This is a genomic window from Hydrogenivirga caldilitoris (assembly GCF_003664005.1).
Classification (GTDB): domain Bacteria; phylum Aquificota; class Aquificia; order Aquificales; family Aquificaceae; genus Hydrogenivirga; species Hydrogenivirga caldilitoris.
The window spans coordinates 987,977-1,001,876 of sequence record NZ_RCCJ01000001.1; the positions used below are offsets into that span (position 1 = coordinate 987,977).

Genomic DNA, 13,900 nt, shown 5'->3' on the forward strand with positions numbered 1-13,900 from the left:
TCCTGGATATAATTAAACCATGTTCTTTTACGATGAGAACAATCCAGAGAAGCTCTGGATACACCTTCACGGCTTTGCAACTAACGTTCTTGGTTCAAAGATAGAGTTTGCGCGGAACTACTTTAGGAGAACAAAGGCGTACTCATTCTTTGCCATGGATATGGATTACGAGAAACACACAACAACGGAGGTTCTTATCGTTCTTGAGGCTATCGTTCTTGGTTTTTCGGAAAGATACAAGCACATAACACTGTGCGGAAGTTCCCACGGAGCGTATATCGCAACCAACTACATAAGGTTCAGGAAACTCGGTAACATCAAAGGTCTCCTGCTGCTTGCACCGTCCTTTGAGACCTTAAGTCTGATAGTAAAGGAGCTCGGTGAGGAGAAGGTTAAGAGGTGGCTTGAGGGTAAAGAGACTCTGAGGTTTAAAGAGCAGGACCTAGAGATAGAGGTCAGACAAGACTTCGCAACAGACATAATAAGAAACGGGTATGAGATTCTCCAGGGGAACGAGGTCAGGTTCCCTGAAGAGCCTCCCGTTGACATAGTGATAGTTCATGGAGAAGAAGATGAGGTAGTTCCCATAGAGAGAACGAGGCTCTTCGTTGAGCATGTGAGGGTGAATAGGTTTCTGGAAGTTGAAGACGACCACCAGCTCAGTAAAAGTTTCGGAAAAGTTCTTACAGAACTTGTTGAGAGAGGCGAGCTTTGATTTGAAGAGAACTCCAGTAGGACTTAAATTTCCCCTATGAAGTGTAGAATCTGTGGAAAGAAACCAGTTATATACATGCCCCATCACAGGCTCGCCCTCTGTAAGGAGGACTTCATAAGCTGGTTTGAAAGGTACACGGATAGGACTATAAAAGAGTTTTCCATGTTTTCGCCTGAAGACAGAATACTCGTTGCGGTCTCCGGAGGTAAAGACAGCCTTGCTCTCTGGCATGTCCTTAGAAAACTTGGATACGAGGCAGACGGCTTTTACCTTCATCTGGGTATAGGTGGATACTCTGAGCGTTCAAGGAATAAGGTTGAAAGTTTCGCCAAAAACCTTGGAGCAAAGGTTATAGTTGTTGACCTGAGGGAAGAGATCGCAGACATACCTCAACTGGAAAGGCTCACCTCAAGGGAAGCCTGTTCGGTATGCGGTCTTGTTAAGAGATACAACTTCAACAGGGTTGCTAAGGAGCATGGATATAACGTGGTTGTGACAGGGCACAACCTTGATGATGAGGCGAGCTCACTGCTGGCAAACGTTATAAATTGGAACATCAAATACCTGGGCAGGAAGTTTCCAGTCCTTGAGGAAGAGGAAGGATTCGTTAAAAAGGCAAAGCCGTTCTGTAAGTTCTCCGAGAAGGAAACAGCCCTTTATGCCCTTTTGAACGGTATAGACTTCATAGAGGAAGAATGCCCCTTTTCCGAAGATGCAAGCTCCATCTTCTACAAGGAAATCCTAAACAGTATAGAGGAGAAGTTTCCAGGAACAAAGATGAGGTTTTACTTGGAATACCTCAGGAAGATGTATCCCAGGTTCAGGGAAGAGGAAGAGAGAACGCTTCAACCCTGCAAGGTATGCGGTGAACCCAGTCCTTCGGAGATATGTCCAGTATGCAGACTCAAGGAAAGGATTGCAGCGAAGAGAACCTGAACCTATCATGTTCCTTCAGATGCTCAGAGTAGGAAAGGTAGCTTACCTTAACACACTTCCGATGTTTTACTCCTTTGGTGGCTTTAAACTCGTTGAGGGGCACCCAACAGAACTTGTTAAGAAGCTCAGGGCTGGGGAGATTGATGCGGGTATAGTATCCTCTGCCGAATACTTTTTCAATCCACAGGACTACTATATACTCCCTGATATATCCATATCCTCCAAGGGGAAGGTATGTTCCGTTCTTCTCCTTTCTAACAAACCTCTTGAAGAGGTAGAAAAGGTACGCATAACACCGAACTCTCTGACTTCTCGCTACCTTCTGACCTTTGTCCTAAAAGAGGTACATGGTATAGCACCAAAGGAAGTTACAGAGGGTGAGGACGCCCTTCTGCTTATAGGGGATGAAGCTTTAAATCTTAGGGAGCTGTACAGGTTCACCTATGACCTGGGCGAGGAATGGTTTAATGCTACGGGGCTACCCTTCGTGTTCGCTCTATTTCTGATAAGGAAAGACGTGCCAGAGGAGGGAATCCGGGCTCTACACAGGGAACTTAAAACCTCTATACAGACTTTCTTCGCCGACCTTAAAAAGGACAGGGTTCAACTTCCAGGGAACAAAGATTTCCTTAAGCATTACTTCTCTAACTGTATAGATTACGAGTTGGGGGCTGAACACCTGAAGTCCCTGAGAAGGTTCTTCACCTTCTTAGAGAGGGAAACGGGAAAATCCGCTCCTGAGTTTATCTCTCTCTTTCCCCTCTTATAAACTCCTCTACATACTTCTTAGCCTGCCAGTCCGGATACTGAATGGGTGGGTGCTTCATAGTGTAAGCGCTTATAGAGTAAAGGGGTCCACCGATTCCCCTGTCCCTGGCAAGCTTTGCACATCTAACCGCATCCATCATTGACCCGGCACTGTTAGGTGAGTCTTCAACATCAAGCTTAAGCTCCACATACATAGGAACATCACCAAACAGCTTCCCCTCAAGCCTTATGTAGGCTATCTTCCTATCCTTGAGCCAGGGCACCCAATCGGAAGGTCCTATATGGACGTTCTCCCAGCTTATTCCTCCGGGTATAATTGAGGTTACCGCCTCCGTCTTTGAGACCTTCTTGGTTTTTAACCTCTCCCTTGCAAGCATGTTCAGAAAGTCCGTATTTCCACCGAAGTTGAGCTGATAGGTTCTCTCCAACTTTACACCCCTATCAAGGAAAAGTTGGGAGAGTGTTCTGTGAACTATGGTAGCCCCCACCTGGGACTTTATATCATCTCCTACCACAGGGATTCCCCTCTCCTCAAACTTCTTTGCCCATTCAGGGTCTGAGACTATAAAGGTGGGCATAGCGTTTATAAAAGAAACTCCAGCCTCTAAACAGGCTTGGGCATAAAACCTTGCAGCTTCCTCCGAGCCTACAGGGACGTAGTTTATCAATACATCAGCTTGAGACTCCTTTAGAACACTCACAACGTCCTCAAGTTCATCTTCTTTTTCGTTGGCTAAAACGAAAGTTCTGTCCTCGGGATAGTCCTTCATGTGAGGAGCATAACCGTCAAGAACCTTCCCCATCCTGACCTTAACTCCCAAATTTGGAACTTCAGGCTCAAATACAGCGGTGCAGTTAGGAGGCGCGAATATGGCTTCAGAGACGTCTTTACCGACCTTCCTGGCGTCTATGTCCCAGGCTGCCACTATCTCAAGGTTCCATGGCTTATACCCGCCTATGTCCTCAGTCATTATGCCTTCAAGATTTGTATTCTGTCTCTTCTTGTAGTAATAGATACCCTGTATTAACGAGCTTGCGCAGTTGCCAACCCCCGCAATGGCAACCCTGACCTTTCCTGCCATACTCTCTACCTCCTAAGTCTATCCTTCAGCTGCTCTCCTGTTCTGGTTTTTAATGCAAAGTTATATATTAGCACTACCCCTTGCGTCCTGACCCTGTTATCATAACATTTAATGACTCAATCAGGAGGTATAAGATGCTTCCCAGAGAACTCATAGATCTGATGAGAGACCTTGGGGTGTTCCCCGTGGTGGTGGGCACGGTGGATTCGGAAGGAAACCAGCATATGACTTTCATAACCTGGATATACCCTGCAGACGAGAGAACACTTAGGTTTGCCGTGAGCTCCAAAGCCAAGACCTCGGAAAATATAAGAGCCACAGGAAAGGTGGCTGTCCAGATATTTGCGCCCGACAAATCTCTTACCTGCTACGGCACGGCTAAGGAAGTTGTCAGCAAAATTGAGGGGGTTCCCTTTGAGGTTTCCGTATTTGAGCTTACAATAGACAACGTTGAGAACTCCCTATTCCCTGGTTCAACCATAACAGGTGTAATTCCCTTTGCCCACACAGGAAAGGTTTTGAAGATGGTAGAGTTAGACGAGAAGGTCATGTCGGCTGTAAGAAATAAGACTTGATGTTGTTCAGGATTTTGCTCCCAAATGGGAGGGTTTCCCTTTACTCGGGCAGATGGGATAAGGAGGATAGCCCTTTAGGGTGGAGGGCTCTCGTTCCGAGTGGCTCAGGAGGAACTACAGGTATAGTTGTAGGTGTGTCTGAGGGGGAGACTGAAAGAGAAGTTATTGAGTTTCCTGATGAGGCTCCTCTACTTAACCAGTGGGGGCTCTCCCTTGTGGAAGAGCTTTCCCTTGATTATCTGATGCACAAAGGGGTTCTCCTCTTTAAACTTCTCCCGTCAGCCTTTCTCTGGAAGGAAGAGGAGCTTTTAACCATTGCGGATATCAAGCCCGTGGGTCTTGACAGAAAGAGCCTTGAAATAATTGAGTACGTTAGGAAGAGGAGAGGTGTAAAGCCAGAGAACTTAAAAAAGAAGTACAATCCCGATCTGATAAAGCTGCTTTTAAAGAAGGGCTTCTTAGCTATCAAGAGAAGCTGGAGAGCTCCAGACGTAGAGGAGAAATTTTACAGGCTGAACCTACCCTTAAAAGAAGCTCTAAAGAAAGTTCGTTCAAAGGAAAAGAAGAGACTCCTTGTATTTCTTGCAGGTAAGGAACTGGTGAGTGAAGAGGAGCTCATTGAGTGGGGGTTCAAAAGGAGACTTCTGAATGAACTCCTCAGGGAAGGTTTAATCTCCCTGGAGAGGGAGCACCTATCAAGGCAAAGGGATAAAGGCAAACCCTCGGTGGAGCTTGTAAAAAGGGTCTTTGGAGGAAGGGTGCTCATTTGGAGTACCTTTGAGAAGGCTCTTCAGGAGATCGCATTTATTGCAGAACAGAACCTCAACCGTGGACACTCTACCCTTATACTGTTCCCCGATTATGGCGAGCTTGAGCGTTCAATAAGTGTTTTGAATTACAGCTTTGGAGATAAACTCATTGAAATTCATTCCAGGCTCCAGGCAAGGAGGGTTTACGAAAACTGGTTCAGAGCTTACAGAGAACCTGTGGTAGTCGCAGGAACTTACATCTCCATGCTCTGTCCTGCTCACTCCCTTTCCACAGTCGTGCTTTTTGATGAAAGCTCTGCTGGTGTGAAACTAAGGCATGTGGGCAACCTTGATATCAGGAGGGCGAGTCTTATACTCACAAAAAAGTTAGGAGCAAGCCTGGTTTTTACAACACCCGCACCTTCTCTAAGCTCTTACTACATGGTGAAGAAGGGAAGGATGAACCTTGAAGGAGAACCCCCTTCTCCGGAGACCACGGTAATAAAAAGGGACCCAACGGAGGTGCTTACAGAGGAGCTATACAAACAGCTGAAAATATACAAAGATAAGGACATTCTTTTTCTCGTTCCAAAACACGGCTACAGCTATGTTTACTGCCCAAGATGCGAAACGCTTTCAGAATGCCCGGAATGTGGTACTTTCCTTACCTACTCTTTGAAAAGAGAGGAGCTGTACTGCACCAGGTGTCGCTACCAGCGTGAGGAGCTTACATGCCCGGAGTGTGAAGGTGAGCTTGAGGAAGTCGGCTTCGGGCTTGAGAAAGCGGTGGAAGTGATAGAGGATAATCTCGGCTTAGAGGATAACTTCCACTTCTCTACTCATCCCCACTGGGAGAGTAAACATGAGCTCGTTGTGATTCTGTCTGCGGATAGCCTTCTCTCGGTTCCCTCCTACAGAGCAAAGGAAGAGCTTCTTTTGTACCTTCTGAAAGCAAAAAATGTGGCTGGAGAAAAGCTATTCGTTCAGACCCTCTTTCCAGATGAAGAGGTCTTTAAAGCCCTCAATGAGGGTGCAACCGAGACCATTTACTCTAAGGAGCTTGAAGAGAGGGAGAGAGATATGTTGCCTCCCTTCTGGAGGCTACTTCTTATAAAAACCACCAACAGAGAGTTGGAGAATTACGTATTCAAGGTGGTTTCTCCCAACGTAAAGAGTACTTACAATGTGAGGGAAAACTCTTACGAGCTTCTTGTTCGCTTCAGGGAGAGAAAAACTCTATGGAAGGTAAAACAGCTGTTGAAACGCTTTTCAAGGGATATAATTGAGGTCAAGGTAGACCCGTTCTAATATGAGACTGGTTCGTTTTGCCTTTAACTTCGCCCTTGGAACACTCTTGAGTAGGGTTCTGGGTTTTTTAAGGGACGCAAGCATAGCCTATTACTTTGGAGCGACCCATATTGCGGATGCGTTCTTTGTAGCTTTCAGGATACCCAACAGTTTCCGAAGGCTCCTCGGGGAAGGTGGGTTCAACGCTGTGTTTGTTCCTCTATACACCAAATCAATAGAGGAGGGGAGGGACAGAGACTTCCTCTCAAAGGTCTTTACCTTTTACCTCCTCGTAAACTCCCTTATTACCCTTGTTGGGGTTTTACTCACCGAGTATATAGTTTCCCTGATAGCACCGGGAATAAGGGGCAGTGAAACTTTTTCTCTTGCGGTGTTTATGGCGCGGTTTTTATTCCTCTACCTGCTCCTTGTTGGTCTTGGAGCTTTATTCATGGGCATACTTAACGTAAGGGGGAGCTTCTTTATACCGGCTGTGTCCCAAGGGGTTTTCAATTTTGCGTTTCTGGTGGTGTTACTCCTGTCAGCTGACAGGTACGGGCATATAGCGCTCATCCTTGGAGTTCTCATCGGCGGGGTTCTTCAGGTTCTTATAAACGTACCGGTGCTTGTAAAAAAAGGGGTATCCTTTTCCCTTTCCTTCAGGTTTGACGAGGACGTTAAACTCCTGTTAAGAAGGCTCATACCCGCCTTGGGCGGGTTCGGTGTAAACCAGCTGTCCCTTTTCATAGACACTTTCCTTGCCTCTTTCCTCCGCACCGGTGCGATAGCTTACCTGTACTATGCCAACAGGCTTTACCAGTTACCTTTCGGTGTCGTTTCTGTCGGAATTGCCAATTCACTTCTATCCATACTCTCAAGGAAAGACAGTAACAGAGAGGACGAACTGATAACAGCCCTCAGACTTATCCTCCTCCTTATGATACCTGCCTCTGCAGGGCTCTTTATACTCTCAGAGGATATAATCAGGGTTGTTTACCACAGAGGGAGCTTTAACGAGAAGGATGTTTACACCAGCGCCAGAATCCTCTCCATCTACAGTCTTGGACTGGTGTTCTTCTCCCTTCAGAAGAGTCTTTCTGCCCTCTTCTTCTCAACAGGAGACACAAAAACGCCCGTAAAGGCTTCCCTACTCACCGTTTTGAGTGAAGGAGCTTTTGCCGCAACCTTTGCCTTCTTGTTAGGATTAGGGGTTTTTGGTCTTCCTATGGGAACAGCCCTCTCCTCCCTGACGGGTCTTTCTTACCTCTGGGTAAAAACCCCACAGAAGCCGCCCCTTGCACCCCTATTTAAGACTTTACTAAAGTCAACACTGGCAGCCTGTGTAATGGGAGCTACAACCCTTTACATAAAGGGAACGGGGCTAACTCCTCTGACATTAATTCTGTCTTCTATTCCCCTTGCAATATTTATTTACTTTGTTATGCTCCTTTTTTTGAGGGAGGAGTTAACCCTGCGCCTCTCTAAGGGCTTTGTTAAAAAGCTCATAAATCCTTGAGACCCTTCTTGCAGCCTCATTCTTGTGGATAACGCCCTTGCTTGCGGTGTGCTGTATTGTGCTTACAACCTCTGGCAGGAAAGCCTTTGCTTCTTCTATCCTGCCCTCCTGCAACATCGTCCTGAACTTCTTTATATAGGTTCTCATCTTTGATAGATGGTATCTGTTCCTCTCTCTCCTTGCGGCGTCTCTTCTCGCCCTCTTTGCCGCCTGCCTTGTATTCGCCATCCCTGAAATACCTCCTGCTCACTTATGGGGGTAGTATTTTATCACTTTTAAACTCCTCGTGTAGGGTATAATTCTCTGAGAAAGAAATCAAGACCTGGAGGACGGAAGATGGACCTTTACGAGTACGAAGCCTACGATAAGCTCTTTAAAAGATACGGCATACCTACTCCAAAGTATATGTTCGTTGAACACATAACCGAAGAGGTTGAGAACTTCGTTTCTCAGCTTGGTGAGTGCGTAGTTAAGTCCCAGGTTCTGGTTGGTAAAAGGGGAAAGGCTGGAGCCGTTAGGGTGTGCTCCTCTCCAGAAGAAGCCCTTGAAGAGATAAAGACCCTTCTTGAATACCCCGTTTACGGTGAACTTCCGGTTGGTGTACTTGTGGTTGAAAAGGCAAATATAGTAAAGGAGATATACGCCTCTATAACCTATTCAACGGAGACCCGAACCCCCGTCCTGACACTCTCCTTTGAAGGCGGAATGGACATAGAAGAGGTTGACCCCGCCAAAATAGGGATTTTTCCTATAGACCCTCTTAAAGGACTCTATCCCCATATGGTAAGGAACTACCTGCTTGAACTTGGCATGCCCCACGAGTACCTCTCTGTGATGAGGGAGTTATCCGAGGTTATAGCAAATATGTACGATGCCTTCTGGAATGCGGAGGCGAGGCTCCTTGAAATAAATCCTCTTGCGATAGTTGACGCAGGCGGTAAGCTCAGGGTAAGAGCTCTTGACGCCGTTGTTAAAATTGACGATGATGCCTCCGTTCCCCCTGCGAAGATTTACGGCGTAAGAACCGCCATGAGGAGACCTCCTACCGAGAGGGAGATTGCAGCGGCTGAAATAGACAAGGACGACCACAGAGGTAAGGCAGGCTCCTACGTTGAAGTTGACGGGGACATAGCCATGATGACCTTTGGTGGTGGTGGTTCTACTGTGACCATAGAAACGACTTACGCCATAGGCATGAAGCCTGCCAACTTTACCGACATAGGTGGAAACCCGCCTGCGGAGAAGATGTACAAGATAACCAAGATAATACTCTCCAAGCCTGGTATAAGGGGCGTTTTGGTTTGTGGAGGTACTGCCAACAACACGAGGATAGACGTTACCCTGGGTGAAGGTGTGGCAAACGCCATAAGAGACCTAAAGAAGGAAGGCAAGCTTGACCCTAACTGGATATGGGTTGTCAGAAGGAACGGACCTGAGGCTGAAAAAGGTCTTAGAATGCTCTACGAAGCCTTTAAAGAATGCGGTGTTAAAGGGGAGATATATGATTCCTCATTGCCCCTTACCGAGGCTCCGGTAAGACTCAAAGAGCTCTTAGACAGGTGCGAGTCCAAAGCTGAAGAGGTGAAAGACCAGGGAAGGGTTTTAACCGACGAGCAGGCGAGCGATATGGGGATGTGATATCCAGCTTATAAACCCTTCCCTTTTGCCGCATATAATTAAACTTTGAGTGCATATACTGGAGGTTAGATATGAGAGCTGTTGCTTTTGGTTTCCCCAAACTTGGAGAGAAGAGAGAGTTCAAAAGTCTTTTGGAAAACTACTGGAAGGGAAGAATAAATGAGGGAGAGCTTCACGCAGGTATGAGAGACCTTGCCCTGTGGAGGGCTAACCTATACAGGGAAAACGTTGACGTTATACCTTCAAATGAGCTTTCCTACTATGACTTTATGCTTGACACAGCCCTTATGGTGGGAGCTATTCCCCAGAGGTTCGGAGAGTATAAGGGACTGGAGACTTACTTTGAAATGGCAAGGGGTAAAAACGCCCTTGAGATGACCAAGTGGTTCAATACCAATTATCACTACCTTGTCCCTGAGATAGAAGGAGAGGATTTCAGGCTCTTCATAAATAAACCCCTTAACGATTACGAGTTCTATAAACAAAAGGGCTACGAGACCACACCTCACCTCATAGGTCCCTATACGTTCCTCAGGATGTCAAAGGCTCTGAGAAGGAAAGGAGGGGAACTTCCGATTTATGAGATGGAGAAAATTGAGGACAGGGAACAGTTTGAAAGACTTGCTGATAAGCTTACATCAGTTTATAGAGAGGTTCTTGCAAGCTTGAAAGAGGCAGGATGTCAGGGAGTTCATATAGAGGAGCCTGCCTTCGTCTTTGATACGCAGCAGTGGCAGTGGGATGTGGCAGAGAGAATATACGGAGAGCTCTCAAAGGTCGGCGTGCACATAGCTCTGTTCACTTACTACGATAGCGTTTCTGACTACGGTAGGTATGTGTCTCTTCCTGTACAGGCTCTTCACCTTGACCTTGTGTCCAACAGGGAGAACCTGTCCCGCATAAAGGAAGAGGGTTTTCCGGAAGATAAAGAGCTCATAGCGGGTGTGATAAACGGCAGGCAGCCATGGAAAGCTAATCTCAGCGATAAGCTGAAACTTCTTGAGGAACTCTCCAAATACGCAAAAAGTCTCTCGGTTTCCAACTCCTGCCCCCTTTATCACCTTCCTGTTACAGTTGAACCAGAAGAGGAGCTTCCGGAGGGTCTCAAGGAGAGGCTTTCCTTTGCAAAGGAAAAACTTGGAGAGTTAAGAACTTTAAAGGAAGCCTTCAACGGCAATGAAGATGCTATAAAAGAGGTAAAAAAGAGCAAAGAACTGCTTGAAACTGCTTTCGGTGAGAATTCTGAAGTCAGGAGGAGAATTACCTCACTGAAGGACGAGGATTTCCGGAGAGCGGTCCCTTATAAGGAAAGGGAGAAGGTCCAGAAAGACATACTCAAACTGCCCTTATTCCCCACCACCACTATAGGTTCCTATCCCCAGACAGAAGAAGTTCGTAAGATGAGGACTGCATACAGGACGGGTAAGATAAGCGAACAGGAGTACAAAGAGTTTATAAAGAAACAGATAGAGCACGTTATTGCGTTCCAAGAAGAGGTTGGTCTTGACGTCCTCGTTCATGGGGAGTTTGAAAGGACTGATATGGTTGAGTTCTTTGCCTTCAAACTTGATGGTGTTGCCACAACAAATCACGGTTGGGTTCTTTCTTACGGTTCCCGCGTTTACAGACCGCCTATAATCTACGGAGACGTTTCAAGACCTAAACCCATGACCCTTGAGGAGATAACCTACGCCCAGTCCCTGACCCAGAAGCCTGTGAAAGGTATGCTTACGGGACCGGTAACTATACTCAACTGGAGCTATTACAGAGAAGACGTTCCCAAGAGCGAGATAGCTTACCAGATAGCCCTGGCTTTACTTGACGAGGTAAAAGACCTTGAAAATGCGGGAATAAAGATAATCCAGATAGACGAGCCAGCCTTCAGAGAAGGAGTTCCCCTTAAAAAGAAAGATTGGCAGGAGTACTTCAGTTGGGCTGTCAAAGCTTTTAGACTATGTTCCAGGGCAAAGTCCGAGACCCAGATACACACCCACATGTGCTACTCTGAATTCAACGAGATAATTGAGTACATATACCAAATGGACTTTGACGTCATATCCATAGAAGCTTCAAGGAGCAAAGGAGAGATAATAGAAGCCTTTGAAAGGTTCAGGGGTTGGGACAGACAGATAGGTATAGGCGTTTATGACATACACTCCCCCGCCGTGCCTACTAAAGAGGAGATGAAGCTGGTTATGGAGAGAGCCATGAGGGTTCTACCTAAGGAACTCCTTTGGGTAAATCCTGACTGTGGACTCAAGACGAGAAGATGGGAAGAGGTAGAGCCTGCCCTCAAGAACATGGTTGAGATGGCTCAGGAGCTAAGGCAGGAGGTAATGGCGGGGGTTTAAGAGGTTTTTGATATAATGCCCGTGAGATTAAGCGTGCCCCTTATTCCAGAAAAGCCTGTCTCCTCCTCTCTTCTGACTCCCGACAGGGCTCACGGCTTGTTCTTTTCACTCCTTGACGAGAAGACCGCCGAAGAACTCCACAAGCCTGCAAAGATAAAGCCCTTCTGCCTCTGGTTTCCTCAGTTTTTCGGAGAAGAAAAAGAACTTGACAGGATAAACCTTCACATTTCCTTCCTGAAGGAAAGCCTCTTCCCTGCCTTTCTCTCTTCTCTGATCCTTGAGAAGAACGACGGGCTCTTTATAGAAAACGTAAAGCTCCGGAAATTAAGAAAACCCTATATAAGAGAAGATTTAGTCCTTTCTTACGAAGACCTGTATAAAAAGTCTGTTCCGGAAAACACGATAGTCCTTGACTTCCTGACACCAACGAGTTTCAAGAGGGGGGAGCATGATTATCCGCTTCCCGATCCTGCTCCTCTTTTTAAGGGACTAATAAGAAAGTGGGTGCGTTTTTCAGGAGTCAGGATAGAAAAGGATTTAAGGGAGATGATACAGGAAAGGATTGCGGTTGCGGGGGCTTGGATAAAGACAAAGAAGGTTGAACTCTCAAAGCTGGACATTAAGGAGCTCCTCGGACACTCGAGGCTCGACACCACGACGATATACACCCACACGGACTATGAGAAGCTGAAGAGGATAGTTGAGGGGTTGTGATGGATGCATATTTAAAATATATGGATATGGAGTTGTAGAGATGAGGAGGGAAGAAGAGCCCCAAAAATCAAACATTGATAAACCTATACCGGACAAAAAGCTTTTGATAGAAGCTTTCAACCAAAACTGGTTACATATTCGACATTTGGAAAATGAAAGGCTTCACTTCACTCACATTTATGCTGTATTAGTGGGCGGCATATTAGTTTTTGGGGGTAGATATGGTTTTGATAATTATATTTTTTTAGTTATATTTATGCTTGCATACACATTTCTTGGACTAATTGTATCTATAAAAATTTTGATTGAATTTTATTTACATATGAAGAAGATTGCGAAGGTCATTGAAGTATTAAATCTAGAGGATTATATGCATCTATCAATAAGCTATAAAGGGATTTTAACAAAAATACCTATGGTAGGAAATGCATTTATCTTATTTTATGTGACGATGTTTCTATTGTGGTTATATTTGTTGGTAGCACCGTTGATGGATAAGAGATAAATAGGAATTTATCTTTAAAGACCAAGACTTGGAAACTCAGGGATTTATAAAATATTAACTTTATCCTTCATGTTCTTTCGGAGGGTTTTCTCTCGTGGGTTTAATAGTTTCTTCTATTAGCATATGTTTTTCTGTTTCCAATAAGGTTCTGATTATTGGTTTCAAAATTAGGGATAAGATTTCTTCTGAGCTCAGATTAAACCTCTCTCTAAAAAGAGGTTCTCCTTCTATCATAGTTCTCATAAGTGCTGCTTTATGTGTGTATGTTAAGGCTTCCTTTTTTAGTTTGATATAATCTTCCCACAATAAGAACGCGATTAAACCAATTATGAATAAAATAGGAAGTTTGAGCAAGAAAAGGTGTATTATGGCAGACAAACCCTTTTCGCTATTTATATATGATGGGGGGCAATATGAAAGGAAGAAGAAGCCAATCACTCCAAAAATTACGAGTGCTGATAACCATTTAAGCCTTTTGGAAGCGGCATCATCTAATTTTTTTGCTTCGGTGAGTAAATGTTCTGCTTGTTTCCAAGACCAAGTTTTATCGTGAAGTGTTTTAGTATTCTCAAGAAGATGTTTAATCCTGTTAAATTCTTCTTCAGCCTTTTCACGGAAATTTTTTATCTCAGAAATATATTTAGGACTCTCATCTATATCTCTGTAAATTTGCGATAAAAGGGGATAATGAGCTATGGGAAGGTTTAAATAAGTGTTAATGTTATTCAAGTGTGAAATAAATGTCTGAAAATTATTAACGTTGTTAGTACTTTTGTATGAGCTATAATTACTTATAGCTTGGGAAAGGTTATTATCCAAATGCATAAGATATGAAAGCGGTAATTGATCAAGCACTTCTCTAAGACTTTCTTCGCTCAAATTCAACCACAGCCTGACAGAGTCATCTATAATTTCCGAAAAAGGAACGGGAATATTATTAATAGTAATATTACCACTAGGAATTCCATCTTCAGATAATTCGGCTATTATCTCTTTGAGCTGATTTAGTCTTTGAATAATCTGACTTATTCGCTGCGTCCTCCATGCTGCCATTATGTCTTAAA

General features: G+C 44.9%; 13 protein-coding genes. 10 read left to right on the top strand and 3 right to left on the bottom strand.

Annotation, left to right across the window (positions count from 1 at the left end; genetic code table 11):
- The first annotated feature begins 19 nt into the window (after positions 1-19).
- The 3 genes from BCF55_RS05400 to BCF55_RS05410 are packed head-to-tail and all read left to right on the top strand — an operon-like array spanning position 20 to position 2,420.
- Entirely contained in the window at positions 20-715 is a 696-nt protein-coding gene (locus BCF55_RS05400; RefSeq protein WP_121011109.1) for a YqiA/YcfP family alpha/beta fold hydrolase, read from the top strand.
- Positions 716-751: 36 nt separating this feature from the next.
- On the top strand, positions 752-1,651 hold the full coding sequence (locus BCF55_RS05405; protein WP_121011112.1) for a TIGR00269 family protein: 900 nt from the start codon (positions 752-754) through the stop codon (positions 1,649-1,651).
- Between the two features lie 7 nt (positions 1,652-1,658).
- A complete protein-coding gene (locus BCF55_RS05410) occupies positions 1,659-2,420 on the top strand; it encodes a menaquinone biosynthesis protein (RefSeq protein WP_245960407.1) in 762 nt (253 codons plus the stop codon).
- Here BCF55_RS05410 and BCF55_RS05415 read toward each other — a convergent pair.
- Positions 2,395-3,501: an inositol-3-phosphate synthase gene (locus BCF55_RS05415; protein WP_121011115.1), complete on the bottom strand. Its 1,107-nt coding sequence runs from the start codon at positions 3,499-3,501 to the stop codon at positions 2,395-2,397. The two genes, BCF55_RS05410 and BCF55_RS05415, sit on opposite strands and share 26 nt — an antisense overlap.
- A 134-nt stretch (positions 3,502-3,635) precedes the next feature.
- Between BCF55_RS05415 and BCF55_RS05420 the strand changes: the two genes are divergently transcribed.
- The 3 genes from BCF55_RS05420 to murJ are packed head-to-tail and all read left to right on the top strand — an operon-like array spanning position 3,636 to position 7,628.
- Entirely contained in the window at positions 3,636-4,076 is a 441-nt protein-coding gene (locus BCF55_RS05420; protein ID WP_121011118.1) for a pyridoxamine 5'-phosphate oxidase family protein, read from the top strand.
- A gap of 2 nt (positions 4,077-4,078) precedes the next feature.
- Positions 4,079-6,133: a primosomal protein N' gene (locus BCF55_RS05425; RefSeq protein WP_147425009.1), complete on the top strand. Its 2,055-nt coding sequence runs from the start codon at positions 4,079-4,081 to the stop codon at positions 6,131-6,133.
- Position 6,134: 1 nt separating this feature from the next.
- Positions 6,135-7,628, top strand: a complete 1,494-nt coding sequence (gene murJ / locus BCF55_RS05430; protein ID WP_121011124.1) for a murein biosynthesis integral membrane protein MurJ — start codon at positions 6,135-6,137, stop codon at positions 7,626-7,628.
- Here murJ and rpsT read toward each other — a convergent pair.
- On the bottom strand, positions 7,578-7,856 hold the full coding sequence (rpsT, locus tag BCF55_RS05435) for a 30S ribosomal protein S20 (protein ID WP_121011127.1): 279 nt from the start codon (positions 7,854-7,856) through the stop codon (positions 7,578-7,580). The two genes, murJ and rpsT, sit on opposite strands and share 51 nt — an antisense overlap.
- A 108-nt stretch (positions 7,857-7,964) precedes the next feature.
- Here rpsT and BCF55_RS05440 point away from each other — a divergent pair, with 108 nt between their 5' ends.
- The 4 genes from BCF55_RS05440 to BCF55_RS05455 all read left to right on the top strand — a co-directional run bounded on the left by BCF55_RS05440 (position 7,965) and on the right by BCF55_RS05455 (position 12,836).
- Positions 7,965-9,266, top strand: a complete 1,302-nt coding sequence (locus BCF55_RS05440) for a succinate--CoA ligase subunit beta (RefSeq protein WP_121011130.1) — start codon at positions 7,965-7,967, stop codon at positions 9,264-9,266.
- A gap of 71 nt (positions 9,267-9,337) precedes the next feature.
- Positions 9,338-11,617, top strand: a complete 2,280-nt coding sequence (gene metE / locus BCF55_RS05445; RefSeq protein WP_121011133.1) for a 5-methyltetrahydropteroyltriglutamate--homocysteine S-methyltransferase — start codon at positions 9,338-9,340, stop codon at positions 11,615-11,617.
- A 15-nt stretch (positions 11,618-11,632) separates the two neighbouring features.
- Positions 11,633-12,331 (top strand): CRISPR system precrRNA processing endoribonuclease RAMP protein Cas6, encoded by a 699-nt coding sequence (cas6, locus tag BCF55_RS05450; RefSeq protein WP_121011136.1) that lies wholly within the window; start codon positions 11,633-11,635, stop codon positions 12,329-12,331.
- On the top strand, positions 12,318-12,836 hold the full coding sequence (locus tag BCF55_RS05455; protein WP_147425010.1) for a hypothetical protein: 519 nt from the start codon (positions 12,318-12,320) through the stop codon (positions 12,834-12,836). Before cas6 ends, BCF55_RS05455 begins: the two co-directional genes overlap by 14 nt.
- 60 nt (positions 12,837-12,896) lie before the next feature.
- On the opposite strand, the gene BCF55_RS05460 is transcribed toward BCF55_RS05455, so the two are convergent.
- The gene (locus BCF55_RS05460; protein WP_121011141.1) at positions 12,897-13,889 is read right to left on the bottom strand and encodes a hypothetical protein; all 993 of its coding nucleotides are present in this window, start codon (positions 13,887-13,889) and stop codon (positions 12,897-12,899) included.
- Positions 13,890-13,900 lie beyond the last annotated feature (11 nt).

Bases quoted from the DNA above. Each gene is read 5' to 3' on its own strand.
- BCF55_RS05400 (WP_121011109.1), top strand. From the start codon at position 20: ATGTTCTTTTACGATGAGAACAATCCAGAGAAGCTCTGGATACACCTT.
- BCF55_RS05405 (WP_121011112.1), top strand. From the start codon at position 752: ATGAAGTGTAGAATCTGTGGAAAGAAACCAGTTATATACATGCCCCAT.
- BCF55_RS05410 (WP_245960407.1), top strand. From the start codon at position 1,659: ATGTTCCTTCAGATGCTCAGAGTAGGAAAGGTAGCTTACCTTAACACA.
- BCF55_RS05415 (WP_121011115.1), bottom strand. From the start codon at position 3,501: ATGGCAGGAAAGGTCAGGGTTGCCATTGCGGGGGTTGGCAACTGCGCA.
- BCF55_RS05420 (WP_121011118.1), top strand. From the start codon at position 3,636: ATGCTTCCCAGAGAACTCATAGATCTGATGAGAGACCTTGGGGTGTTC.
- murJ (WP_121011124.1), top strand. From the start codon at position 6,135: ATGAGACTGGTTCGTTTTGCCTTTAACTTCGCCCTTGGAACACTCTTG.
- rpsT (WP_121011127.1), bottom strand. From the start codon at position 7,856: ATGGCGAATACAAGGCAGGCGGCAAAGAGGGCGAGAAGAGACGCCGCA.
- BCF55_RS05440 (WP_121011130.1), top strand. From the start codon at position 7,965: ATGGACCTTTACGAGTACGAAGCCTACGATAAGCTCTTTAAAAGATAC.
- metE (WP_121011133.1), top strand. From the start codon at position 9,338: ATGAGAGCTGTTGCTTTTGGTTTCCCCAAACTTGGAGAGAAGAGAGAG.
- cas6 (WP_121011136.1), top strand. From the start codon at position 11,633: ATGCCCGTGAGATTAAGCGTGCCCCTTATTCCAGAAAAGCCTGTCTCC.
- BCF55_RS05460 (WP_121011141.1), bottom strand. From the start codon at position 13,889: ATGGCAGCATGGAGGACGCAGCGAATAAGTCAGATTATTCAAAGACTA.